Raw genomic sequence first — 22,424 nt, 5'->3', positions numbered from 1 at the left:
CCAACCACCGGGACAACGTCCCGGGGATTGGATAGTGTCTACGCTGTGTTTTTGCCTGCCCGGTAAGTATCCCCACCGTGGCCGCGGTGTCAGGCGCGGCGTGGGGCGCTGTAGAAGATAAGGGAAAAACTTATCCCGGCGCCGGTGGTGGGATGTCTCCGGGGTGTCACACCCGGCGGGGTTCAAGCGGCCCGCGTGTCAGGCGGGCGGTGGTGCGCGTCATACGCGCTGGGCGTAGAAACAACTTCGGGGTGGTGTCGGTTAGGACTCTTTGTCCAGCGCAACGACCTCGAAGGAGACCTCAGCCTGAATGTCGGTGTGCAGGTCGACCGGGGCGCTGTGCGTACCGGTGGTTTTGACCTGTCCCTTGGCCAGCCCAATCATGGAGGGGTCGATCTCCGGGCCGCCGGCCTCGGTGATGGCCGCAGCCAGGTGGGATGCCATGACCGAACCGAACAGTTTGCCCTTGTCGGAGGTCTTCACCTTGATGGTGACGCCCTCCAGGGAATCCAGCTGTTCTTTCAGCTCATGGGCGTGGTCCAGATCGCGGACCAGCTTCGACTGGCGCCGCTTGCGCAGCTCCAGTGCTTCCTTCTCGGCGCCCTTGGTGGCCACAATGGCCAGGCCGCGCGGAAGCAGGTAGTTACGTCCGTAGCCGGGTTTGACCTCGACGATGTCACCAGTGACACCGAGGTTCTCGACCGCGGCTGTGAGGATCAGCTTCATGATCCCTGCCTTTCAAAAAAGTTTCTCGTTTAAAAAATTCGACTTGTGGTGTGGTCCCGTTGACCGTGGACGACCGGCGGTTGCGCCGACCGGTGTCCCGCTGGAGTCCACGGGGATCAGAAGGGGGGATCGTCCTGCTGGTTGTTGAAACCGCCTGCCGCCGGTGCTGTCGACCACGGATCGGAATCGGGCTGCGGTTGATTGTTGCCGCCCTGGTTCCGGTTATTTCCCTGGTATCCGCCGCGGTTGCCCGCGGGCTGGCCGCCGGAAGCATTGTTGTTCTGGTAGCCGCCACCGCCGCCGCCGTAGCCACCGCCGCCGTAGTTTCCGCCCCCGCCGGAAGGCGGGTTGCGTTTGACTTCGGCGGAGGCGTATTTCAGCGACGGGCCGACATCGTCGACCTCAATTTCAAACACTGTGCGGCGCTCACCCTCACGGGTGTCGAAAGAACGCTGACGCAACCGGCCGTTGACAATCACCCGCATACCCTTGTGCAGGGTTTCGGCGACGTTTTCGGCGGCTTGACGCCACACATTGCAGGTCAAAAACAGGGTGTCGCCCTCCACCCAGCCGTTGGACTGGGAGTCGAAGCGCCGGGAGGTCGATGCCACCCGGAAATTGGCCACCGCTGACCCCGACGGGGTGTAGCGCAGTTCCGGATCGTCGACCAGATTGCCGACGACAGTAATGGGTGTTTCTCCGATAGCCATGTGTGCTGTTTCTGCCTTTCTGTGTGCCCGCCTTCTGTCGGGGGCGGCGCCTGCGGCCGTTGTGACGGCTTGGCTGCGCCGGTTACCTGGCACTGTGTCATCCACGTGCCACAACCGGTGAACATCGCCGCAACCCGGGGGTCGGGGAAAGTTCGGCCGGTGGTGGAAAAGCGGATAACGGTGCGGGTCACACTGGAAAAATTGTGGTGGAAGCCTGAGACGGCGGGTGGGTGTGCACCCACCGGCACCACGGATGACAAGCATCCGCATCTTCAAGTTTCACAAAGCAGGTCCCCTGCCGCCACCGGGGTTGGTGTCCTCGGGTGCACCGCCGGTGCATCCGCGGACATCTCCGCATCCGGTGGTCCCTGCGTTTCCCCTGCGGGGCGGTGCGGGCTTGTCGCCTTAAGCCGCGTCCGGGAGGATGGGACCGGGGTTCAAACGGTCAGCGTTCGGTACGCAGGACTTTCGTCCGCAGAATGCTGTCGTTGAGGTTCAGAAGACGGTCAAGCTCCTGCACGGTGTCGGGCTCACATGTGAGATCGACGACGGCGTAGATGCCCTCTTCCTTCTTGTTGATCGGGTACGCCAGATGGCGCTTACCCCAAATGTCAACCTTGTCGACTGTTCCGTCTTCCTTGCGGACGACGTCGAGGAACTTGTCCAGGGACGGGGCGACAGTGCGCTCATCCTGACTGGGGTCGAGAATGATCATGAGTTCGTAGTGACGCACGGACCTCATCACCTCCTGTGGTCTAGTAATTGTGTAATCGGCCGCACCCGGTCCAATGTGGGTACGGCAGGAGGGTCGTTGCGTCAAGCAACCTAACCACCGTACACGAGACAGCGGGCGAAAAGACAATCGCCGACCGGCCGGTCGGCGGGCGGGCACACACGTTTCACCCAAACACCATCGGTGTCATTTTCTTCCCCCCTCGACCGGCAGGATGCGGGCCACTCCGCGGGCAGGCTAGGGCGCCGGTGGCGTGGAGGCCGCGAAAACGGCCAGAAACACCGGGATCACGGTCAAAAACATGATCGCCACCCCGAACAGGGTCCAGGTGAGTTTCTGCGGTTTTTTGTAGTAGTAGCTCAAAAAAGAACCCATGAACAAAAAGAAACCGATACCGATGCTGACCACACCGGCCATGGTTGTCGAATCAGGCACAGGTGTCCTTCCCGGGTGCCGCGGCACCCTCACAGTTGTTGCCGCTTGCCGGTTGATCCCCGGCCGGGTGGCCGGCCACCCGGGGTGACGGCGGGGCGAAATCCCCGGCCAGCGGATCAGTTGTGCCGTCGGCACCGGCCAACGGATCATCATGTTTGCCCATGATGGTGCGCACCACCACCACCGCCAGAGCCACCAGCAGCACCCCGCGCAGGGTGACAATGGTGTTGAGGAACGGATCCGGCAGGGCTTTGTTGTCCGCGCCGAGCATGGTCCAGCACAAAATCGGCCACAGCATCATGTCGGCGAGCATCCAGGAAACCACCAATTTCGGCCGGTTTCCCACCGCCAGCACCGCAAACGGCACCAGCCACATCGAATACTGCGGGCTGTAGACCTTGTTGGTGAGCACGAACGCCACCAGGATCAGAAAAATCAGCTGGGCAACCCGCGGGCGGTATCGTGCGCCGGTGCCCAGCGCCAGGATCGCCGCGCAGCACAGGATGAACGCCACCATGCTGATGCTGTTGAGCAGGCCCGGCCCGCTATCGGCGGTGTGGAAGGTGTCGTATCCGGTGAGCCGGTTGATCAGCGCGTAGACGGTCGACCATTCCGCGCCCCTGGTGGAGTTCATCCGCCAGAATTCCATCCAGCCGTCCGGCCAGGCCAGATACACCGGCAGGTTGATGGCCACCCAGCTGGCCGAGGCACCGGCGAGCATCAGCGAGAAAGGCCGGAAGGTTTTGTGGCGTACCGCGAGCGTGAGATAGGCGCCCAGCAAAAACAGCGGCCACAGTTTAAAAGCGGTACCGACACCGATGGCCACCCCGGCGGCGGTGCTGCTGCCCCGGGCGGCGGCGGCCACGGCCAGCACCGCGAAAAAGATCGGCAGCATATCCCAGTTGGTGAACGCATGCATGATCACGATCGGGCAGGCCGCGGCCAGCAGCACATCCCACGGCCGGGGGCCTGCCAGCCGCCGCAGAAGCACAATGGTGCCCAGCCACAGTCCGGACAACAGCACCGCATTGACGATGAAAAAGACTGCCGCCGGGGCCAGCGGAATAAACCCGGTGGCATGGATCAGCGGATAGATCGCCCGGGTGATCGCCGCGGTCAGCCACATGAAAAAGCCGGTGGCCACCGGGTATTCGGTGTAGCGGATCTGTCCGTCGGATTCCCAGCTGTAGCGGTAGGGCACCGCCCCGTCGGAAAAGCCTTCCAGCCCGTAGAGGGGAACAATGTCGTTGTAGCAAAACGAGATGTACTGCCGGTGGCCGGACCAGTTGATCGAAAAGGTGCCGTCGCCCGGCGCGCTGCTCAGGCAGTTGGCTTTGGTGGCAAAGCCCAGCAGCAGGAAAAACCCGGCCACCAACAGCAGCGTGGCGGTGATACCGGGCAGCCCGCGGGTGACCGGGGAGGCCAGTTTTCCGGCCGGTCCGCCAAGAAAACGGGTCACCTCACCGCCGGTGTGATCGCGGGCAACCGCGGGGGCGTGATCCCCGGGGTTGGTCTGGGCCGTCGGCACGGGTGTTCTCCTTCGGGGTTGCTGCGTTTTTTCCGCACACAAAAACAAGCTCATGATCGATTGCCGGGCAATCACGGCTGTCGTGTCAGGGTACCTGGGGTGATTATCCATCCCCGCGACCGACTGACACAACCGGCCGGCACACCATGGGCCGGGCGGTGCCGGCCCCGCCGGCACCGCCCGCGGCAGCTGCCTGTGGCCGGGGCTTACAGGCCGAATATGTTCGGCACACTCACCCCGGGCAGAATCTCTATCTGCTCCGGCGGGGCGGGGGCCGGGGCCGGTTCAACCGGTTCAGCCGGTTGCTGCCCCTCAGTCTCCTCCGGGATGGTCTCGGCGGCTGGGGGTGCCGACCCCGACCAGCCGGATCCGCCGTAATTGAGGGTGATCTTCGGGCTGGTGTAGCCCAACGGCTTCGCCTGCGGGAACTCGAGAATCTCCTCGTCGGTCAGGGCGCCGGTCATCAGCTGCTGCCAGATGGTTCCCGGCAGGCCCGCGCCGTACATCGGCCCGCCCCAGGAGTTGGTCAGCGGGGTGTTGTTTTCGGTTCCCACCCACACCGCGGTCGCCAGCTGCGGGGTGGCGCCGATCCACCAGGCGTCTTTGTTCTGGCCGGTATCGCCCAGCTGCACGGTGCCGGTTTTCACCGCCGACTGCCGGTTGGGCAGTGTTTTGCCGTTCGACCACGAGGCAATCGGCAGCATGGCGTTGATGACACTGTTGGCCACATTCGCCCCCACCCGGCGCTGGCCCTGGCCGTCGCGGTGCCGGTAGAGCACCTGCCCGGCGGAATCGGTGACCAGCTCGACGAAATGCGGCTGATGCCATATCCCCTGGTTGGCCAGGGTGGACAGGCCGACAGCCATATCGAAGGGGCGGGAATCGTACTGGCCCAAAATAATGCCGTCGTAGGGCGGGGTATCGCCCGGTTCGGCCAGGGTGTCACCGATGCCGGGCAGGGTGCGGGCCACCCCCAGGGCGTGCGCGGTGTCGGCCACATCCTGCGGGCCGTTGAACAAATCCCCCTCCAGCCGCAGGAACGAGGTGTTCAGGCTCATTTTCAGGGCTGTTTCAATGGAGCAGAAACCGCAGGTCTCACCATCGGAGTTGGTCACCCAGGTATCCCCGGTCTGAACCGGGGCGGAGGAATAGCCCTGCGTCAGTGGAATGCCCTGGGTCAGGGCTGCGGCCAGGCCGAAGATTTTGAAGGTCGATCCCGTCGGCCGGGGACCGTTGGCGTAATCCCAGCCCTGCGGATCCTCCCCGCCGTAGTAGCCCTTGACCGCCCCGGTGCGCGGATCAATGCTCACCACCGCCTGCCGGATCTGGTCATCCCAGTCGGGGGCGTTGTCATTGACCGCGTCAACGATGGCGTTTTGCACCTTCGGATCGATGGTGGTGGTCACCCGCAGGCCTTTGGTCTGCACGTCGTGTTCGCTCAAACCCAACCGGTTCAATTCCGCCATCACCCGGTTTTTGATCAGCCCGTTGGTGGACTGGGCCACGGTGTAGGGCTGGTTGGTGGCCGGGTCGGTGACCTCCGGGTAGACCATGTCGGCGCGTTCCCGCTCGATGAGATAGCCCATTTTCACCATCCCGTCGAGAACATAGTTCCACCGGGCTTCGGCCGCTTCCCGGTTGAACCAGGGGTCCAGCTGGCTGGGCCGTTGGATGGCCGCGGCCAGCACCGCCGACTGGGCGGGGGTGAGCTGGTCGATGGGGATACCGAAGTAGGCCCGGGCGGCCGCGGCCACCCCGTAGGAGGAACGGCCGAAGTAGATGGTGTTCAAATAGGCTTCCAGCACATCGTCCTTGGACCACTGGTTGGCCATTTTCGCCGAGATCACCAGCTCTTTGAGTTTGCGCCGGATGGAACGCTCATTGCCGACGACGGCGTTTTTGACGTACTGCTGGGTGATCGTCGACCCGCCGCCGGCGCTGCTGTTGCCGGTCAGCTGCCCGATGACGGCCCGGCCGAAACCGGTCAGGGAAAAACCCGGATTGGAGTAGAACTCCCGGTCCTCGGCCGACATGACCGCATACAGCAGCGACTGCGGCATCTGTTCCAGGCTCACTGCCTGCCGGTTGCCCTCCGGGGGAACGATACGGGCCAGTTCAGTCTGGCCGTCGGCGGCGTAGACCGTCGAGACCTGTTTGGTCACCAGCTGTTCAGGTTCGGGAACATCGGTGACGATGTAGGCGGTGGCAAACACCCCGACAGGCAGGGCAACCGCCAGGACAACCAGCACAATCACAACCCGCCACACCAAGCGCAGCGGGGTGGTCGTCTTGTGGTGCCGGGGGCGTCGATCCCGGTTGTTCTCGGCAGTGGCCACCGTTGGGAATCCTTAAAAAGAAAGTGTCTGGGAAAAACAGGTGCGGAAAACACCACCGGCGGGCGCCCCGGCGGGCGGACGAACCAACAACCGGGGGCGGGCGGTGTGGATCCCAAGTCTAAGTCCTTGCAACCCGGCAGGTCACATCGCACAGGCGGCACGGCGCATACCCGGCGGCGGCAGACAAACCCGCCACCTGTGGGGTGGTGGACCAGGACAACCGGCAGCCGGGGGTGACCGGACAACCCACAGGTACCGTCGGCCGGCACCCCGACAGAGACGGCAGCGGGAAAACACGGGTTTTCCCAGGACACAACTCATTCCGGGATGGTGTCACCGGCTGGTGCCCCGCAGCCATGCACCGGGTGCGGCGGTGGGGGCAATCAGCCCACCCGCGGGAATGGGCACGGGGGTTTACCGGTACCCGCCGCCGGTTGTACTAGATTATGGTGTCCTAGACAAAACCACCCGCACCAGCGTGCTGTGGTGCAGGTATTTTCACCCCGTCAGCCGGCGCCTGACATACCGTGTTCGCCCACCGGATGCGGCGCATGTTTTTTCCGGTTGACCCAACCGTGACCAGTTGCGCCGACCGCCGATTCTGACGTTAGATAGAAGCTATGACCGCCGATCCCGAGGATCTTGCAGCCAAGATCCGGCCAGCCTTGACGAAGTTGTACGTCACGTACTTCCGCATGGCTGAGCAATCCGATCTCACGGGGCCGCAGATCACCATTCTCACCCGTCTGGAAGAGCACGGGGCTTCCCGCATCAGTGAGGTTGCCCGCCAGGAGGGTATCCGCATGCCGACCGCCTCCAACGCTTTGCACCAGCTGGAACACCGTGGTCTGGTGGAACGCATCCGTGATACTTCCGACCGGCGTGGGGTGCGTGTGCAGCTGACGAAGTTCGGCCGCGCGGAACTGGCCCGGGTCGGCGAAGAACGCACCCGCTACCTGGGGCAGCTGTTCGCCTACTGGGAGCCGGAGGAACTCGACCAGGTCGCGAAACTGGCTCCGCTGGTGGAAATTCTGGCTGACCGCTACGGTATCGGCGCGGAACCGGAATAACGGCGGCTTGACCCCCTTTTTCCGGCATGTGAAGGCCCGTGATCGGTCACGGGCCTTTTTGTCAACCCTTCCCGACCGCCGGCGGAACCCCGCCACAGAATTCCACCCCCTGTAAAGGGGTAATTTTGGGGGATGGAAAACCACTGTCCGCCCGGCGGTGTCATCCGCCGCCCCTCCCGGTGGGTGTGTCCTGGTTAACACAACGGTGGTTTGGCCGACTGTTCGGCCACCGGGGCCGGAAAAGCTGCCTAACATAAGTGGCAGCCATGAACGCCTCCACCGACCATCCGCCCGCATCCCCCGCCCGCCGACTGCGGGTGCTGGTGGCCTGTCCGCCCGGCGACCACAGCGACGCCGCCTACACCGGGGCCGCCTGGATCGCCCGCACCACCGACACCGACATCCGGGTGGCGGTGGCCTTCGCCCGCCCCTGGCCGAGCCTGGCGGCAGCCAAACTGCAGGGCAGCTACGACTCGTGGCGGGACGGTGAGGCAGCCAAAGCCAAAGGGCGGGTGCTGGCCGCGCTGCGGCGGGCCGGGGTATCGGCCGGATGCCTCAACCACACGCCGGTGGTGTTTTGCGACGGACCGGCCGCAGCACCGCTGATCACCCAGGAAGCCACCGAATTCCGGGCGGATCTGATTCTTCTGGGGCCGGAAGGCTCCGCCAAAAAGGGCCGGTTCAGCGCCTCCACCACAGCCGATGCGCTGCTGCACACCTCGCCCGCGGCACTGGGCCTGGTCCCGCGGAAAGCGAAACTGTCGAAAAAAGGCGTCACCCGGCTGACTCTGGCGGTGACCTCCCCGGAGGAATTCGATCCCGAAACCCTCTCCCGCGCCACCGCCATCGCCCAAGCCGCCCGGCTGCCGCTGCGGATCATCGCGGTCACCCCGCAGGGATTGACCGGCCCCACCGAGGGCGATGTTCCCCCACAGCTGCAGGATGCCATCAGTCACGGATGGCGGGAACACACCCTGGCTTTCCTCGACCGGCTGTCCGACACTGTTTTCGACACCGCCCCCGGCATCCAGTGCACCACCGGCATCGGGGCGGGCCACGGCTTCAGCGGCGCCCTGGAAAGCGTGTCGTGGAAAAAAGGCGACCTGTTGGTGGTCGGATCCACCCCCACCGGCGCATTCGAGCGGGTGTTCATCGGTTCCGTGGCCAGTGAAATCCTCAAAACCTCCCCCGTCCCGGTGCTGGTGCTTCCGGCCGGCGGCGCCTAGAAAAACAATTTCTCTGGCACAGCCGACGGGCGGACGAATACACTCAAAGTGATCGGACGTGGTCTGCCCGGCGGTCACAGCCCGAATGGTTGCGGCACACCCGGATGCGCCACCGACAATGACAGACAAGCAGAAAGGACCGGGACACACCGAACAGTCATGCCTACAGCAATTGTGACCGGCGCCAGTGGCGGCCTCGGATCGGAAGTCACCTCCCTTCTTGTCGAACGCGGCTGGGAGGTGCTGGCCCAGTACCACAACCAGCCGGGAGCGGAAAAAGACGCCATCTGGTGGAAAGCGGACTTCACTTCCGGTGCCCCCGAATTCGAGCATCTGCCCCACCGCAAACACATCCACGCGTTGATCCACTGTGCGGGCACCGCCACCCAGACCCGCTGTGAAGACGCCTTCATCGACGACTGGCAGGAAGCCATGGCGCTGCACCTGATCGGCCCGGCGCAGCTGACCAACCAGTGTCTTCCCGCGTTACGGCAGGCCGCCGGACATGTCATCTACATCAATTCACTGATCGCGCTGACCCCGGAAGCCGAGTGGGCGCCCTACTGTGCCTCCAAAGCGGCGGCCAAAGCCTGGCTGGCCTGCCTGCGGCAGGAGGAACCCGGCATTGTCGCCACCGAAATTTTCGCCGACAAGATCGACACCCAGCAGCGGCGCACCGTCCTGGCGAAAAGCTCGATGCTCTACGAGCCGGACGACTACATGCAGCCGGAGGCTGTCGCCCGGGTGGTGGCCCGCCTGCTGGACGCACCCCCGGAGATCGAACCCTCATCAGTGATGCTGCGGCGCAGCGGACGCTAACCGGTCCCGCCGCCGGACGCGGGCGGCACACCACCCCCACGGCCGGTCAGCAACAGGTAGCCTGGGGTCATCGGCAGGGTGCACACCCGGCCGTGCAGCAGCACGAACGCAACCCCCATCCAACCCCCAGGACCGGAAAAACCAGCAACCATGGATGAGCCTTTCCCCAAGCATCGTCCCGGCGATGACCCCCGGGATGAATCCTCCCCGGACAGCCAGCGAGGTCGTGACGGGTTCACCGACGACGGGGAATCCCGGCTTCACGGCAAACAACAGGATGCGGCAACACCGACTCAGCCCACCGGCCCCACCACCGGTCGGCCGGGCATCGATCCGCACCTTGACCGCCCGCAGAAGCGGCTGAGCAGACTGGATTTGGAAATGGATCCGCTGCTGCGACTGGAGGACAACCGCAAAAGCGTGCGCAACGCCATTGTTTTCGCGGTCATGATTCCGCTTCTCACCTTGACCACCGGGCTGATTATCGCGTTGATCTCCCGGTCGCAGGGCGGCCCGATCTGTGACTCGGGCCATTCGAACTGGATTTGCACCAGAACCTACGAAATCATCTTCCCCGTGCTGCCGGGCGTGATTTCTTTCGGCGGGCTGATTATCGCCTGCGGCATCACCTGGCGGCAGTGGGCACAGGACCGCTACTGGCAGCCGTGGCTGGGCATTATCTGGCTGCTGATCCCCTTCACCCTGCTGTGGGCCACCGGTGTCGGGGCGATGGCCATCGTCGGCCACCACACATTCCCGCAGCCTTGAGCCGCCACCGGTGAAACAGTGCCCTTTTCCCCGCCGGGAACACCGGGTGGGTGGGGGAAGCGGGAAAACGCACCAGCCGTCAGATGGCTAGTTGTCTGCGGGCAACGATTCCACCACAACGTCGAATTCGAGCAGTTCAGCCTTGACGGCGGCTTTCTTGCCCGTCGGGGAGTGCGCTGTGCGGGCCGCCCCGTCACGCCACTGGGCGAAGGATTTCTCATCAGCCCACTGGGTGACCACAAAGTAGCGGTCATCGCCGCTGACCGGCCGCAGCAGCCGGAAGCCCTCGAAACCGGGGCAGGATTCAACCAGGTGCGCGCGGGCGGCGAAACGCTCTTCCAGCAGTGGGCCGGCGCCCTCTTCGACGGTGATGGCATTGATTTTGACGACACTCATGCCGCCCAGGGTAGGGCACATGCGGCCGCACCACTGCACTCCCCCACCCCCGTGCACCACCACGGCAGACACACAATAAACCCCCTCATCTCCCACGCTTGCCCGAAGGCGGGCGTGAACAATAAGGGGGTTGCCGCAAAAAGATACACCCGGATACCACCGGCGGGCAGTTCCTGCCCGCCCAACCGGTGGCCGGGATATTTTTACTTGTCCTCCGGCTTCAAGTGGCGGGGGCCGTCAGTCTGTCCGTTGCGGGATGAGCGGGTGTTGTCGTCAACCCATTCGCGGATGATGTCGTGGGCATCATCCTGGATATTGGAATCCGGATCCTTGCCGGTGTCTTCCAACAGTGAATCGGCGGCCGGATCAACATCGGTGGCTTCTTCGGTGGCTGCATACAGCGGGGTGGAGGCGGCGGGGGCGATCTCCTCGTCGGTGACGATGTTCACCTCGAGTTCCCCGTCATCACCGTCAGCCTTGTCGGCGGCTTTGTCGGCAACCTCATCGGCCTTGTCGGCGACTTCGTCAGCCTTGTCGGCGGCTTTGTCGGCAACCTCATCGGCCTTGTCGGCGGCTTTATCGGCAACCTCATCGGCCTTGTCAGCCACTTCGCCGGCTTTATCGGCCGCATCGTCAACAAAATCGGCGGCGCCGGCTTTCAGATCGTCGACCAGTCCCCGGGCTTTGTCGCGCAGATCCTCGGCTTTGTCGGACGCAGCGGATGCGGCACCGGTGGTCACGTCTTTCATCCGGTCGGTGGCACCGGGACCAGTGGTGGACGGCTCGGCGGCATGGTCCTGCACCCGCGGCGGAACGCTGGGGGTGTCTTTGGCTTCCTTGCGGGTCACCCACCACCAGGCGGTGACACCGATACCGATGAACACCGCCAGAATGGAGATGAACTTCCCCACTCCGCCGGACGTGGATGAACCGGCGGATGGCAGCGATGCGGACGCTTTCTTCGCCGCCCGGCCCTTGGCTTTGGCGGCTGCTGCACCGAGTTTGTCTTCCGCCGCGGAGACAGCACCGCTGATCTGTGCGGCATCAATGTCACCGGCTTTCGCGGCGGCCGCACCGGCGGCAGCCGCAACAGAACTGGTGCGGGCGGCCTTGGCCGCGCGCGCGGCTTTCCGTTTCAGGCAGCCGCAGCACTTTTTACGGTTCTTGGCCGCTTTTTTGGCGGCTTTGCGCCCGGCTTTCGCCGCTTTTTTCTTTCCCCGTGAACTCAGCTCGCCGGCCGTGGCGCCAACCGAGTCGGCTTTCTCCCCGGCAGCCTCAAAAAGCCTGGAGGATTCGTCACTCAGCTCGGCGCGCTTGCCGGCGGCTTTTTTCCTCAGCTGGTCAATCTCGTCGTAGATTTCGCCGGCTTTTTCATCGCGGCGGTCCTTGACGGTTTCCAGCGCCTTGCGCCCCATCTTCAGCGCCATGCGGATGGTGGTGGGATTCAAAGGTGTCTCCTCGAGTTGTGGGTTGTTGTCCCGGATGCTTCTGGTCGGCCCCAACGGCACCGAAAAAGCACCCGGAAAAACGATGCCACCTGTTTGTTGTTTTTTTCTTGACCATCACCGGCACAGCGGGTGTGGCACACCTATGCGCCGGGATGGTTCACCTGCCCATCCACAGTAGTCGCAACCGGCAAAACCCGCCTGTCGGGCAGGGGCGCGTGAAACGGCCAGTCACCCTGCCGCCACCCATGTGCCCGGCAACCCCGTGGGGGGTGGGGAAAAAGTTGCTTCACTCCGTGGCGCCCACGCCCCCGGCTTTCCGGTCACGCCTGCTTTCACCTGCATTTTTGCGCCACCGGCCGGTAACCGGCGGGACCCGGCCATAGGTACCGGTTGTGCTGGCCGGATCAGTGTTTACTGGCCCTGGCGGCAACAGCCCCGGGGGTGGAAACCAGTGACCGGGGCTGCGCCACGCGCATGTCAAAGCGGCACCGCCGTGCATGGACCGGGCCGGTCCACTAGAGTTGTGGCCATGACTGACAAGACCGCTACAGCGATCATCCACACCAACCGTGGGGACATCGCCATCGAGCTGTTCGGCAACCATGCCCCCGAGACCGTGGCCAACTTCATCGGCCTGGCGCAGGGAACCAAGGACTACAACGCCCCGAACGCCGCAGGAACCACTTCCGGACCGTTCTACGACGGTGCCATCTTCCACCGCGTGATCGAGGGCTTCATGATCCAGGGTGGCGACCCGACGGGCAAAGGCTACGGCGGACCGGGCTACCAGTTCGGTGACGAGTTCCACCCGGAGCTGTCCTTCAGCAAGCCCTACCTTTTGGCCATGGCCAACGCCGGCCCGAACACCAACGGTTCCCAGTTCTTCATCACCGTCACCAAGACCCCGCACCTGAACAACAGGCACACCATCTTCGGTGAAGTGACTGACGAAGCCTCGCAGAAAGTGGTCGACGAGATCGCGACAACCGCCACTGACCGCGCGGACCGCCCGGTCGATCCGGTCGTCATCGAATCCATCGAGATCACCCAGTAAGTTTTTTTGGGGGGATCGTCACGGCAGGCTGCCGGCTGGCAGCCTGCTTTTTCTTTTTTGTTTCCGCAAACGCCACCACACATGGCCCCGGCAACACGCCCAGACACAACAGATATCTGAATGCGCCATGGCGCCGTCCCCGGCAGCTAGCCGGGGAACCGCCCGGCAGACAACGGGGCCACCGGTTCGGTGGCCCCGCATCGGTCCGGTGGTCTGTGCCGCAGCCGGTGCGGCACACATTTTTTCCCGCTCCCGCCACCACGGGCAGGCACAGGTGCTTTTGGGCGGCATGACCCGTTGTTCACCCGGATGCGGCAGCGGGTCCTCCGCGTAGGGGCGGCCCGGCGCGCACGGAAGGCAGTGCGCTGGTGGGAAAAGCCGCTGAAGGGGCGGAAACTTTCTGCCCCGGCGGTGACCGCTTCTGCCGGTATCTACTGGCTGTCGCCGCTGTCCCAGTTCAGGCTGCGGCTGACGGCCTTGCGCCAGCCGGCCAGTCGGCGGAGGCGTTGTTCTTCCGGCATGGAGGGGATGAATTCTTTGTCCACCGTCCAGGTGTTCGCCAGGTCGTCGGGGCTGTCCCAGTAGCCGACGGCCAGACCCGCCAGGTAAGCGGCCCCCAGGGCGGTTGTTTCGGTGACTGTCGGCCGTTGCACGGTCACGCCGAGAATATCGGCCTGGAACTGCATGAGCAGATCGTTGGTGGAGGCCCCGCCGTCGACACGCAGTTGTTTCAGCTTGAATCCGGCGTCTTTCTGCATCGCCTCGAGCAGTTCCGCGGATTGGAACACAATCGATTCCAGGGCGGCGCGGGCGATGTGCCCGGCGGTGGTGCCGCGGGTGATCCCCACCATGGTGCCGCGGGCATGCGGATCCCAGTAGGGGGCGCCCAGACCGGTGAAAGCCGGAACCAGGTACAGTCCACCGGAGTCGTCGACTGTTGCGGCGAGTTGTTCGACCTCTTTCGCCGAGCGGATAATGCCCAAGCCGTCGCGCAGCCACTGCACCACCGCCCCGCCGATGAACACCGATCCTTCCAGGGCATAGGTGGTGCGCCCGCCGTAGCGGCAGGCCACGGTGGTCAACAGTTTGTTGTTGGAGGGCACAGCCTCGGTGCCGGTGTTGAGCAGCATGAAACAGCCCGTGCCGTAGGTGTTTTTCGCCATGCCCGGGTAGATGCAGGCCTGGCCGAAGGTGGCGGCCTGCTGGTCCCCGGCGATACCGGCGATGGGTATCTGGCTGCCGAACAGTCCGTCGGCGGTGGTGCCGTAGAGCTGGGAGCTGTCATGGACTTCCGGCAGCATCGCGCGGGGTACACCGAAAATCTCCAGCAGCTCATCATCCCAGTCGCCGGTGTGAATGTTGTAGAGCAGGGTGCGGCTGGCGTTGGTGGCGTCGGTGACATGGCACCGGCCGCCGGTCAGATTCCAGATCAGCCACGAATCGATGGTGCCGAAGGCCAGCCGGCCGGCCCGGGCCGCCTTTCGGGCGCCGTCGACATTGTCGAGTATCCACATCAGTTTCGTTCCGGAGAAATACGCATCCAGCATCAACCCGGTTTTCGCCCGGATAAGCTCCAGCCGGCCGGCCTGCCGCAGGCGGTCACAGATACCGGCGGTCCGCCGGTCCTGCCACACAATGGCCCGGCACACCGGTGCCCCGGTCTCCCGGTCCCACACCACTGTTGTTTCCCGCTGGTTGGTGATCCCGATGGCGGCAATGTCGCGGGCTTTCACATTCGCCCGGGTGATGGCTTCCTGGGCGACACCGGATTGGGTGGACCAGATTTCCCGCGCATCATGTTCCACCCATCCCGGCTGCGGGAAGTGCTGGGTGAATTCATGCTGCGCGGAGGCGACGATCATCCCGTCGTGGTCGAAGACAATCGCCCGGGAGGAAGTGGTTCCCTGATCCAGGGCGAGAATGTAGCTCTCGGATGCGCTCATGGTGTCTCACCGGTTCCTTGCAGTGGTTGGGTAAAAAATCTCGTCGGGCCCTGCCCGCCGGCACCGGCACGCCGGTGCCGGAAATGAGGCGGTAGAACCGAAATTACCGCACCACGGGCAAGCGATCGTGGCTGATGCGCTTCGACCGGTGCCGCCACCGCCGGTCCGACCACCCCGGTGCATGCATCCGGCACAGATTCGATCTCCGGCCAGCCGCCACCGCCACTGTCCGGTGCCTGATGCGACAGGTGTTCCGGCTCCGATGTCGTTTCCACAGCGATTGCCCGCCGCCCTGACCGGCGGGCTTTTGACCCGGGTGCTCGTCGACGGGGACACAGCCGTGAAAGTATGGGAGATTGCCGGGAAGGGATCTTTGTCCCGGCGTGCCCCGGCCATCCTGATGCATCCCACCCCGCCCGTGGGCATCCTCGGCGACCGGCCGGTGCAATAATCTCCCCCAGACCATCAGCCCGCCACCCACTGACCTGTTGAAAGGCCCGCCGGTTTTTTCAATGTCCACTTCTTTTTTCCGCTCACAACTCACCCACAAGGCCCCGGCCACCGTTGCCCTGCTGGCGGCGATGGCCGCCGTGTTTGTGCTCACCGCCGTCGAATCCCGCTCCCTGAACGGTAATTTGACCGCCAGCTGGATTGCGGACCACTGGACGTTGTATCTGCCGGCCATGGGCGACAGCTGGTTCGGGCCGGCGCGGGCAGTGGGCGCGATGTTCCTCCACCAGGGTGTGACCCATCTTCTGCTCAACGGGCTGATGATCTTCGTACTCGGCCAGGAACTGGAAAACATCATCGGCTCCCGGCTTTTCACGGCCATGTTTTTCGCCGGCGGCATCGGCTCGTCGGCGGTGACGGTGTGGGCATCCCCCACCAGCGCCACCGTTGGTGCTTCCGGCGCACTGTACGCCCTGCTGGCCATCGCTTTGGGGCTGTCGGTCAGGACCGCCGTCAACACCCGCTCGCTGGTGATACTGATAGCGGTCAACCTGGGATTTACCTTCATTGTTCCCGGCATATCGATCTGGGGGCACATCGGCGGGCTGATCACCGGGGCAGTGATCGCGGTACCCATCGCCCTGGGGGCCGGCAAAAACCAGACCAGACTTGTCACCTGGGCCGCCATTGTGCTTTCCTGCGCGGCCGTTATCGCACGGGTTGCAACCACCGCCCCCGGCGTGTGGGCCGTGATCTAGGACAAACCACACCCGGCCACGCCGCAGCGCATTGCCCGGCCCCCGGAAACGCTTTTTCTTCCCGCCACCCCGGCCAGCACAGTCTGCCGGGGTGGCGGCCTTTTCCCCCTTCCGGCACCGCCGCAGCCCCCACTGTGCGGCGGATATGTAATTCAAACCAAATTTTGGGCCAAACACCCCCAATCAGCGACAGCTTTTTTATGTGTCACAACGCACAATAATGCTCTTTTTCACTCCCCATGGCTCTCCATATCAGGCTGTGCACAACCGGCCCAGTTATCCACAATGGCTGTGGACAATGTGGATAATTACATGGGGGTAAGCCTCAAGAAGAAGATGAGAGTTAGCAGATTTTGCTACTTTGGCCAGTGGTTTTACTTACTCCACAAGTCCGGCGTGTCGCTCACAGCCGGTGCACAAAGTTATCCACAACCTGATGATAACCGGGTGCTCCACCGGGGGTGGCCAGGCAGAACAACAGAGCTGAAATCTAAGGGGTATCGAACAGGAAATATGCTATCGGCTTTAGGGAAGGCTGAGTTTTATTGCTACACTTACCGCGTTTTGACGTCCTCATACTTTAGGAGTATTTATGCGCCGCATTTTGGCTACCAGTCTTGCCGCCGCTCTCGTAGCATCCGGAGCAGTCGCCTGCTCGAATTCCGACGACACCGTTTCCGACAAAGCCGATGAAGCAATTTCCACCGCCAAGGAAGCCGCTTCAGAAGCAAAGGAAGCTACTTCAGAAGCAAAGGAAGCCACCGACAAAGCCTCCAGCGACGTTTTGAAGGTCTACTCGTCACGTCACTATGACACCGACAAAGAGGTCTACGAGATGTTCGAGAAGGAAACCGGCATCAAGATTGATCTTGTTGAAGGCAAGTCCGGTGAACTGATCGAGCGCATCTCCCGTGAGGCCGGCGACGCCCAGGCCGACGTGTTCCTGACTGTCGGCGCCGAGTCAATTGCCCAGTTGGTTGATGCTGACGCGATCACCAAGTCGACTTCCCCGACCATCGAGAAGAACATTCCCGACAATTACCGTGGCGAGAACTGGATGGGCATTGTGTCCCGTGCCCGCGTCATCGCCTACGACAAGGACCGCACCGACCCGTCGCTGATCAAGTCCTACGAAGACCTGACCAAGCCGGAATGGAACGGCAAGGTTCTGGCCCGTTCTTCCTCCAACTCCTACAACCAGGCTCTGCTGTCGAGCTTCATCTCCCTGTGGGGCAAAGAGAAGGCCACCGAATGGGCACAGGGTGTTGTCGACAACTTCGCCCGTGAGCCCAAGGGCAACGACCGCGACCAGGCCAAGGCTGTTGTCGCCGGTGAAGGCGATCTGGCAATCATGAACTCCTACTACCTGGTGCGCATGGCCAAGTCCTCCGATCCGGAAGAAGTCAAGGTCGCCGAAAAGATCGGCCTGATCTTCCCGGAGAAGACCCACGTCAACCTCTCCTACGCCGCCGTGCTCAAGGGTGCGGAGCACCAGGACAACGCCATCAAGTTCCTCGAGTTCCTCTCCTCGGAGAAGGTCCAGGAATTCATCGCCGAAAACAACGGCGAGTTCCCGCTCAACCCGGCTGCCCCCATGCCCGAGATGCAGAAATCCTGGGGTGAATTCACCATCCAGGATCTCGACTTCGCCACCTTCGGCGAGGAAAAGCCGGAGGCCACCCTCATCTTCGACCAGGTTGGCTGGAAATAACAGCGTCTTCTTCGGCTGCGCCGGCCGGAGGTAAGACCACCAACATGTGAGTGTGCCGGGTTCGTTGATCGACAACAAGGAACCCGGCACACTCTTTTTCCCGGCACGATCTTTTAACCCCAACACCATTCTTCCTTCCCCGGAAAGGACGTCGAGATGGTCAAAGCACGTCTCGGCTGGCTGACAGGCAGTATCCTCGTGGTCACTGTCATGGCATTACCGATCATCGGTGTGCTGGCCGGTCTGTTCAGTCCCCTCAACGACACCTGGCGCCACATCCAGAAGTATCTTCTGGCCGACTATCTCATCCAGACCGCGATCCTGACGATCGGCAGCGTCACCTGCGGGATCATCCTGGCCAGCCTGTTGGCCTGGTTCGTGACGGCCTACCGGTTTACCGGCAGCAGATTCCTGGCAGTCGCCCTGGTCATGCCCTTGGCCATCCCGCCCTACATCGGCGGCTACACCTATGCGTCAATGACCGGCTACACCGGTCCGATCCAGGTGTTTTTGCGCAACCGGGTCGGCTGGACCCCGCCGCCGGGTTTTCTGGACATGATGAACATGCGGGGCGCGATCATTGTCTTCACGTTATTTCTCTACCCCTATATTTATCTGGTGGTGCGCGGCTTCCTCGACCGGCAGGCCGGCCAGCTGGTGGAAGCCTCCCGCATGCTGGGGGCGTCCCGGACCAGAACCTATTTCAAGGTCATTGTGCCGCTGACCCGCAACGCGGTGGTCGCCGGTTCCACCCTGATGGCCTTTGAGGTGTTGAGCGACTACGGGGTGGTCTCCCACTTCGGGCTGAACGTGTTCACCACCGCCATTTTCAAATCCTGGCTGGGATTGAACGATATTGCCGCCGCTTTGAAGCTGGCCGCGATTTTGCTGGTGGTCGTCACCGCGGTGAGCATGGGGGAAAAAGCCCTGCGCGGCAGGCGCTCCCACTCCTATGCCTCCGCCCGGGTGACACCACTGACACCGGTTGCCCCCACCGGATGGCGCAAGATCGTGGTTCCCCTGGTGTGCTGGGGCACCTTTGCGGTGGCTCTGGTCATTCCCATGGCCCAGATGATCTGGTGGGCGTTTCTGTCGTGGGACAATATCCGCCGCACCGGTATTTTCTCCGCCTTCGGCATGACATTGGGGGTGGCACTGGCCGGAGCGCTGTTGACCACCCTGTGCGCCCTGATTGTCGCCCAGCACCAGCGCATCTGGCCGACACCGCTGTCAAAGACTCTGGCCCGGATCACGGTGATCGGCTACTCAATCCCGTCGACGGTGATCGCTCTATCGATTCTGTCGATCATGGTGTGGCTGTCCGAGAAGACCCCGCTGCCGTTGGTGATGACCCCGTCGCTGATTGTTCTGGCCTACCTCATCCGCTACCTGGCGGTGTCCATGCAGCCGATGGAATCCGGTTTCGAACGCATCGGCACCCGTTTCACCGAAGCCTCCCGCATGCTGGGCCACGGGCCGACCGCCACCCTGGCACGGGTGGATCTGCCGATGATGAAAACCGCTCTGGCGGGCGCATTCCTGCTGGCGTTTATCGACATGGTCAAAGAACTGCCGATCGTGCTGATTTTGCGGCCCTTCAACTTCTCGACGTTGTCCACCACCGTCTTCCAGTACGCCAACGACGAGCAGATCCCCGAATCCTCCCTGGCCAGCCTGCTCATTATCGCGCTGGCGTTTGTTCCCGTGCTGCTGCTTGTGGCACGCGGGAACACCACAGACAAGAAAGAACACCCGGCACCATGACCGCCATTGAACTGAGCAACATCGTTTTTTCATACCCCGGTTCCGCCACCCGGCAGCTGGACGGTTTTTCTGTGGTGGTGCCCTCCGGCAAATGCACCGCCCTGCTCGGCCCCAGCGGCTGCGCCAAAACTACGGTTCTGCGGTTGATCGCCGGTCTGGAAAAACCGGTGTCCGGCACCATCACCATGGGCGGTAAAGTGCTGGCCGACCGCGGCCATTTCATTGAACCCGAGCACCGGGCCATCGGCATGATTTTCCAGGACTACGCTTTATTCCCCCATATGACGGTGGAAAAAAACGTCGCCTACGGATTAACCGGCATGCCCCGCAGCCGCGTCAAGGAAAGGGTCGGGCAGGTCCTCGAGCTTGTCGGGATGGCCGACTACCTCACCCGCTACCCCTACCAGCTCTCCGGCGGGCAGCAGCAGCGTATTGCGGTGGCCCGCGCCCTGGCACCCGATCCGGAGGTGCTGCTGTTGGATGAACCTTTCTCCAATCTGGACACCAACCTGCGGGCCAGTGTGCGCCAAGAAATCAAATCCCTGCTGGTATCTGCCGGCGTGACCAGTGTGCTGGTCACCCACGACGAGGAGGACGCGGCCGTGCTGGCCGAGAACACGGTTCGTATGACCGCGCCCTGACACCCCTTAGTTTTGGTGACAAATTAAGATCCCTTCCGCTGCAGATGAGCTTTTTTAGCTCGGGGGTGAAAATATGACGTTCTTTCACCAGTTCGGCGGAAACACGGTTCTTACGCTGCCAAAACAAAAAATACCCCCGTCGCCCTAAGGGGTGTAAAGGATTGTTTCACCCAAGGAAAATAAAGATCCTCCCATCCGTATCGGACATCACACCCCGTGACGAAACCCCCGCCTGCCGGAGGATAGTTGCAGTTGGGGGCTACAACCCGGCGCAATCGGACAGTGTCGTTTCGGCACAGTCACCCGCCCGGGAGGCGTCGGTGCAGGTGGTACGGCCAACAAAATGGTGAACGCCTTTCTTTTAAGGGGGGTTAGGGATTACCTGTGGGCGCCATTTTGTTGGTAGTGTCCAAGGTACCGGCAGCGGTTGGCCGTCCCACATGTGGGCGCTTGCATCAGGCGAACCGACCGCGGTCGTCCGGTGACAACCAAGTAAAGTAACAACGCTCATCTGCCCACCACCGGCATGGAAGACACCGAACGGCCCTGTGACGTGACTGCTGCAGGTGCGACACGCACCGGGCAACCACCTTGTTGCAAGGCCACGGTGTGTCGGTCTAGGGCAGTTCCCAGAACACCAGTCGTTTTTTTCTTTTGCCGCGATCCTGTCTTCGGGCAGTGTGAGACTGCTTGTTGACGGCCCCGCCACCCTTGTCGGCGGCGGTGACGGGCAGTCGCATTCTGCCCGCGCATGCGCACGGATCACAGGCGGAGACAATAACGGTCAGGAGCATCCATCAGCCATGCCTGATTATCCCATCGGCCATGAATCAATCAGCACTGTCGCGCTGCTGACCAATCCGCGCTCCGGCACGGGTTCGGCCTGCTATGCCGCCGCCCGGGCCACCGCCCAACTGGAGCGGCGGGGAGTCACCGCGGTGAGCTTCACCTCCTCCACCCCGGAGGACAATACCCGGGTGATGCGCCAGGCTCTGGCCGACGACAACTTCGAGGCGGTGATTGTCTGCGGCGGTGACGGCCTGATCAACAGTGTCCTGCAGATCACCGCCGAAACCGGTATGCCGATCGGCATTATTCCGGCCGGCTCGGGCAATGACACGGCCCGCCAGTTTTCCATTCCCTTCGACCCGGTGCAGGCCGCCGACTGTATTGCCGACGGTTTTGTCACCACCACCGATTTGGGCCTGGTCAGCGACGATAATGGCCACCAGATGTGGTTCGGGACGTTGCTCGGCTGTGGTATCGACGCGTATGCCACCCAATTGGCCGAGTCCCTGGGCCACCGGGTATCCGGCCGCTACAAATTCTCGCTGGCATCGGTCAGGCAGCTGTTGAAACCGACGATCCACCGCTTCACCATCGAGCTCGAGGACACCAGCCTGGTGCCCTATTCCACTCCCGGGCAGGTGCAGCGGGCGGCGGCCCGTGACGGGCGTATTCCCGACAGCGGGAATCTGACCCTGGACCGCAGGATTTCGATCGTGACGTTCGGCAACACCCGCTCCTACGGTGGCGGACGCCTGGCCTGCCCGAAAGCCGACGTCAAAGACGGCCGCCTGGATTTGACGATCTGCGAGAACGTCCATCCGCTGCGCTACGCCCGCCACTACCGGAATTTCCTTGCCGGGCACCACGAAAACATTCCCTTCGTCACCAACTACCGCTGCCGCAAAGCACGCATCACCTGCCCGGAGATGACCATCCCGGTCTACGGCGACGGGGAGCCGATGCTGACGATGCCGCTGACGGTTGAAGCGGTGTCAGCCGCCGGACGCTATATCGTTCCCGCGCCCTGAAAATCCCCGGGGACTGCACCTGGACTCAAGGGGTGCTGACGGAACATATCCCGTGGCTGTGGCACCATTGGGCCACCGGGTACGCTCCCTC

At 63.1% G+C, this 22,424-nt stretch carries 20 protein-coding genes; 11 read left to right on the top strand and 9 right to left on the bottom strand.

What is annotated here, in order from left to right:
• Positions 1-261: 261 nt before the first annotated feature.
• From rplI to JZY06_RS07020, 6 genes are all read right to left on the bottom strand, one after another.
• Positions 262-726 carry a 50S ribosomal protein L9 gene (gene rplI, locus JZY06_RS07045; protein WP_207278848.1) on the bottom strand — a complete coding sequence of 155 codons (465 nt, stop codon included), beginning with the start codon at positions 724-726 and terminating at the stop codon, positions 262-264.
• A 116-nt stretch (positions 727-842) separates the two neighbouring features.
• A complete protein-coding gene (locus JZY06_RS07040) occupies positions 843-1,436 on the bottom strand; it encodes a single-stranded DNA-binding protein (protein WP_207278847.1) in 594 nt (197 codons plus the stop codon).
• Between the two features lie 445 nt (positions 1,437-1,881).
• Positions 1,882-2,169, bottom strand: coding sequence for a 30S ribosomal protein S6 (gene rpsF, locus JZY06_RS07035; protein ID WP_207278846.1), 288 nt, complete (start codon positions 2,167-2,169; stop codon positions 1,882-1,884).
• Positions 2,170-2,406: 237 nt separating this feature from the next.
• The gene (locus tag JZY06_RS07030) at positions 2,407-2,604 is read right to left on the bottom strand and encodes a hypothetical protein (protein ID WP_377769085.1); all 198 of its coding nucleotides are present in this window, start codon (positions 2,602-2,604) and stop codon (positions 2,407-2,409) included.
• A complete protein-coding gene (locus JZY06_RS07025) occupies positions 2,597-4,132 on the bottom strand; it encodes a glycosyltransferase family 87 protein (RefSeq protein WP_207278845.1) in 1,536 nt (511 codons plus the stop codon). Before JZY06_RS07025 ends, JZY06_RS07030 begins: the two co-directional genes overlap by 8 nt.
• 206 nt (positions 4,133-4,338) lie before the next feature.
• Positions 4,339-6,468 (bottom strand): transglycosylase domain-containing protein, encoded by a 2,130-nt coding sequence (locus JZY06_RS07020; RefSeq protein WP_207278844.1) that lies wholly within the window; start codon positions 6,466-6,468, stop codon positions 4,339-4,341.
• Between the two features lie 620 nt (positions 6,469-7,088).
• On the opposite strand from JZY06_RS07020, the gene JZY06_RS07015 reads away from it, so the two are divergent.
• From JZY06_RS07015 to JZY06_RS12280, 4 genes are all read left to right on the top strand, one after another.
• A complete protein-coding gene (locus JZY06_RS07015; RefSeq protein WP_207278843.1) occupies positions 7,089-7,538 on the top strand; it encodes a MarR family winged helix-turn-helix transcriptional regulator in 450 nt (149 codons plus the stop codon).
• 266 nt (positions 7,539-7,804) lie between these two features.
• Positions 7,805-8,764 carry a universal stress protein gene (locus JZY06_RS07010; RefSeq protein ID WP_207278842.1) on the top strand — a complete coding sequence of 320 codons (960 nt, stop codon included), beginning with the start codon at positions 7,805-7,807 and terminating at the stop codon, positions 8,762-8,764.
• Between the two features lie 159 nt (positions 8,765-8,923).
• Positions 8,924-9,583, top strand: a complete 660-nt coding sequence (locus tag JZY06_RS07005; protein ID WP_207278841.1) for an SDR family NAD(P)-dependent oxidoreductase — start codon at positions 8,924-8,926, stop codon at positions 9,581-9,583.
• Positions 9,584-9,733: 150 nt separating this feature from the next.
• The gene (locus tag JZY06_RS12280) at positions 9,734-10,351 is read left to right on the top strand and encodes a hypothetical protein (protein WP_242516793.1); all 618 of its coding nucleotides are present in this window, start codon (positions 9,734-9,736) and stop codon (positions 10,349-10,351) included.
• Positions 10,352-10,438: 87 nt separating this feature from the next.
• Here the strand turns inward: JZY06_RS12280 and JZY06_RS06995 are convergent, their stop codons facing one another.
• The gene (locus JZY06_RS06995) at positions 10,439-10,747 is read right to left on the bottom strand and encodes an antibiotic biosynthesis monooxygenase family protein (RefSeq protein WP_207278840.1); all 309 of its coding nucleotides are present in this window, start codon (positions 10,745-10,747) and stop codon (positions 10,439-10,441) included.
• A 203-nt stretch (positions 10,748-10,950) separates the two neighbouring features.
• The gene (locus tag JZY06_RS06990) at positions 10,951-12,195 is read right to left on the bottom strand and encodes a hypothetical protein (protein ID WP_207278839.1); all 1,245 of its coding nucleotides are present in this window, start codon (positions 12,193-12,195) and stop codon (positions 10,951-10,953) included.
• Positions 12,196-12,724: 529 nt separating this feature from the next.
• Between JZY06_RS06990 and JZY06_RS06985 the strand changes: the two genes are divergently transcribed.
• Entirely contained in the window at positions 12,725-13,249 is a 525-nt protein-coding gene (locus JZY06_RS06985) for a peptidylprolyl isomerase (RefSeq protein WP_207278838.1), read from the top strand.
• A 431-nt stretch (positions 13,250-13,680) separates the two neighbouring features.
• On the opposite strand, the gene glpK is transcribed toward JZY06_RS06985, so the two are convergent.
• Positions 13,681-15,192 (bottom strand): glycerol kinase GlpK, encoded by a 1,512-nt coding sequence (gene glpK, locus JZY06_RS06980; RefSeq protein WP_207278837.1) that lies wholly within the window; start codon positions 15,190-15,192, stop codon positions 13,681-13,683.
• 262 nt (positions 15,193-15,454) lie between these two features.
• Here glpK and JZY06_RS06975 point away from each other — a divergent pair, with 262 nt between their 5' ends.
• The 6 genes from JZY06_RS06975 (at position 15,455) to JZY06_RS06950 (ending at position 22,333) form a co-directional block, all read left to right on the top strand.
• Positions 15,455-15,643 (top strand): hypothetical protein, encoded by a 189-nt coding sequence (locus JZY06_RS06975; protein ID WP_207278836.1) that lies wholly within the window; start codon positions 15,455-15,457, stop codon positions 15,641-15,643.
• 61 nt (positions 15,644-15,704) lie between these two features.
• Positions 15,705-16,400: a rhomboid family intramembrane serine protease gene (locus JZY06_RS06970; RefSeq protein ID WP_207278835.1), complete on the top strand. Its 696-nt coding sequence runs from the start codon at positions 15,705-15,707 to the stop codon at positions 16,398-16,400.
• Positions 16,401-16,992: 592 nt separating this feature from the next.
• Positions 16,993-18,111, top strand: coding sequence for an extracellular solute-binding protein (locus JZY06_RS06965; protein WP_207278834.1), 1,119 nt, complete (start codon positions 16,993-16,995; stop codon positions 18,109-18,111).
• A gap of 156 nt (positions 18,112-18,267) precedes the next feature.
• Positions 18,268-19,875, top strand: coding sequence for an ABC transporter permease (locus JZY06_RS06960; protein ID WP_207278833.1), 1,608 nt, complete (start codon positions 18,268-18,270; stop codon positions 19,873-19,875).
• A complete protein-coding gene (locus tag JZY06_RS06955; RefSeq protein ID WP_207278832.1) occupies positions 19,872-20,516 on the top strand; it encodes an ABC transporter ATP-binding protein in 645 nt (214 codons plus the stop codon). Before JZY06_RS06960 ends, JZY06_RS06955 begins: the two co-directional genes overlap by 4 nt.
• An 803-nt stretch (positions 20,517-21,319) precedes the next feature.
• On the top strand, positions 21,320-22,333 hold the full coding sequence (locus tag JZY06_RS06950) for a diacylglycerol/lipid kinase family protein (protein WP_207278831.1): 1,014 nt from the start codon (positions 21,320-21,322) through the stop codon (positions 22,331-22,333).
• Positions 22,334-22,424: the final 91 nt, after the last annotated feature.

It is taken from the genome of Corynebacterium mendelii (genome assembly GCF_017307055.1).
GTDB classification, from domain to species: Bacteria; Actinomycetota; Actinomycetes; order Mycobacteriales; family Mycobacteriaceae; genus Corynebacterium; species Corynebacterium mendelii.
This window is presented reverse-complemented; position numbering and strand designations above follow the sequence as displayed.